This window comes from Burkholderia sp. E168m23 (genome assembly GCF_016586125.1).
GTDB lineage: Bacteria > Pseudomonadota > Gammaproteobacteria > Burkholderiales > Burkholderiaceae > Burkholderia > Burkholderia orbicola.
This window is the reverse complement of the sequence record NZ_BCPP01001670.1, coordinates 1-611: the sequence shown is the minus strand read 5'-3', so window position 1 is coordinate 611 and position 611 is coordinate 1. Positions and strand designations below refer to the sequence as shown.

Here is a 611-nt window from a genome sequence, read left to right as displayed (position 1 = left end):
CGGCAATGGTGCGGCACTCGGCACGGGCGCGTTGAACGTCGCCGGCGCCGGCGGCACGCTGGCCGCGAGCATCGCCGGCACGACGCTGAACAACGCGGTGAATCTCGGCGCCGGTTCGTCACTGACGCTCGGCGGCACGAACGACCTGGGCCTCGGCGGCATCATCGCCGGTGGCGGCAGTCTCGCGCAAACCGGCAGCGGAACAACCGCGCTCACCGGCGCGAACACGTACACGGGCGGTACGACGCTCGGCGCCGGCGGTCTGTCGGTCGGCAGCAATACGGCGCTCGGCACGGGCGCACTCACCGTCACCGGCAGCGGCGGCGCGCTCAGTGCGAGCACGGCTAACCTGCTGCTGGCGAACGCCGTCGATCTGGGCATCGGCTCGACGCTGCATCTCGGCGGCGCGTTCGACTTCGGCCTGAACGGGACGATTTCCGGCGCGGGCGGCGTGGTGCAGTCCGGCGCGGGCACGACCACGCTCGGCGGCGCGAACACCTACGGCGCGGGACGACGCTGAACAGCGGCGGACTGAGCGTGGGCAGCAATACGGCGCTCGGTTCCGGCGCGTTGAACGTGACCGGCAACGGCACGCGTGAACGCCAGCGTGA

At 72.0% G+C, this 611-nt stretch carries 1 protein-coding gene; it reads left to right on the top strand.

Annotated elements, in window-relative coordinates:
• Window positions 1-520, top strand: a 520-nt coding sequence (locus JMF90_RS39570) for an autotransporter-associated beta strand repeat-containing protein (protein WP_374104352.1), incomplete at its 5' end; no start/stop codon positions are given.
• Between the last annotated feature and the right edge of the window lie 91 nt (window positions 521-611).